The sequence below is a fragment of the Desulfobacterium sp. N47 genome (genome assembly GCF_051233685.1).
In the GTDB taxonomy this organism is placed as follows: Bacteria; Desulfobacterota; Desulfobacteria; order Desulfobacterales; family RPRI01; genus RPRI01.
On sequence record NZ_JBAMMY010000144.1, the window covers coordinates 1 to 1,434 of the forward strand.

Sequence of the window (1,434 nt, forward strand, 5' to 3'; positions counted from 1 at the left end):
AAGTTGACGTAAGTGCTTGAAATACTTGGTATATAAATTGCAATGCATTTTACATGCCATCTTTTTATGTTTTGTGAAAAAATATCGCAAAATTTTAAAACCATGTTTGAACGGCTTCAAAAACAGTGAAACTTTAGATATAATAATATAACATATTCTGAATATATACTTTAAATATAGAAGGCGTCACCAATAACCCTGATGTGAGCCGATTCGCTATCTAAGCCAGGACCAGCCATGCGGATTTCGGGAAACCGGAGTTATAATCTGAAACCATAAATTATTTTTTTCCTGATATAATCGGCACCGAAAATGATAACAATCCCCAGCCAGGCCATAAGATAGACCTTCAGCACCACCGGGCCGGTATTCAATATTTTCTGCATGGGAGGAAAATAGAGAGTCGCCCAGGAAAAAACAATCTGAATAATTATTCCAAGAAGGATAAGTTTGTTTGCAAAAATCCCTTTGTCCAAACCGGAATATTTTTTATAGCGGCGTATACATTTTCCCGTGTAAGATTTGATATCTGTTGAATCAGCCCATTCATATCTTTCGGTAAATTCCTACATCGCAGGGTGTTTTTCTAAGAATCTGTTCCAAGGCGTTTCCGTAAACAAAACGTGAGGGCAGGTTGCGGTCCGAGGCTCCCAGAAGAATCAATCTGCTGCGTAGCGCACCGGTCTGGATAAGTATCTCCTTTGCCAAGTAACTTGGCAGCTGCAGCTGCGGACATATACCTGAACCGCAAGGGATTGACATACATTATCCGCAGAACAATAAGTTTGTGAACAGATGGAACCAGCATCAAAAAGAAAGGCATTGCAGCCTTAAATCCCCGTGGATGTCCGGCTAAAGGGAAGATAAGATCTCCGGGATTGCCCAATAAACCGGGATTGACTACCCGTATGGCAAAAACGTTAAACAGTTTACAGCGCAACAATTTCTCGGATATAGTCCCGGCCAGAACCCCATTCCGAAGCCTATCAGTTATTTTTGCTTCCATTACAGGAGCAACCCTTGATGTTTTATAAGTCCTGCAAAATTATAATACATAAAATGTAATGCTACTGCATAAAATAGGTTTTCAACCTTCTTGGAAAAACCATTTGTAAGCCTTGTAAACCGGCGCATAGACATTCTCATGGTCAAGTTTTGTCCACATAGCTTGTTGAAATATGATGTTTATATAGCCTCGATATCCACAGACAAGCAAGCCTCCACAGCCTCATATATGTTTTCCATGAACTCATCAAACGTTTCTCCCTGGGTGGCACATCCTGGAATAGAAGGAACTATGCTTATCCGGTTGACACATACAGATCGAAGAGGTAGACTTCCATCCTGCAGAACTGACAGTGGTGCGAGATTGGGTCGTCCACAGATGCAGAGGGAGACTGCTGATGCGCAAAATCAAAGAGAAGCCCTACGTCA

General features: G+C 41.4%; 2 protein-coding genes and 1 pseudogene. All 3 read right to left on the reverse strand.

Annotated elements, in window-relative coordinates; translation table 11 throughout:
* Positions 1-260: 260 nt before the first annotated feature.
* Positions 261-527, reverse strand: coding sequence for a cation transporting ATPase C-terminal domain-containing protein (locus tag VXK47_RS09475; RefSeq protein WP_435548538.1), 267 nt, complete (start codon positions 525-527; stop codon positions 261-263).
* 19 nt (positions 528-546) lie between these two features.
* Positions 547-708: a universal stress protein gene (locus VXK47_RS09480; RefSeq protein ID WP_435548537.1), complete on the reverse strand. Its 162-nt coding sequence runs from the start codon at positions 706-708 to the stop codon at positions 547-549.
* 330 nt (positions 709-1,038) lie between these two features.
* Positions 1,039-1,158, reverse strand: a pseudogene (locus tag VXK47_RS09485) (IS1 family transposase); the annotation flags it as partial.
* Between the last annotated feature and the right edge of the window lie 276 nt (positions 1,159-1,434).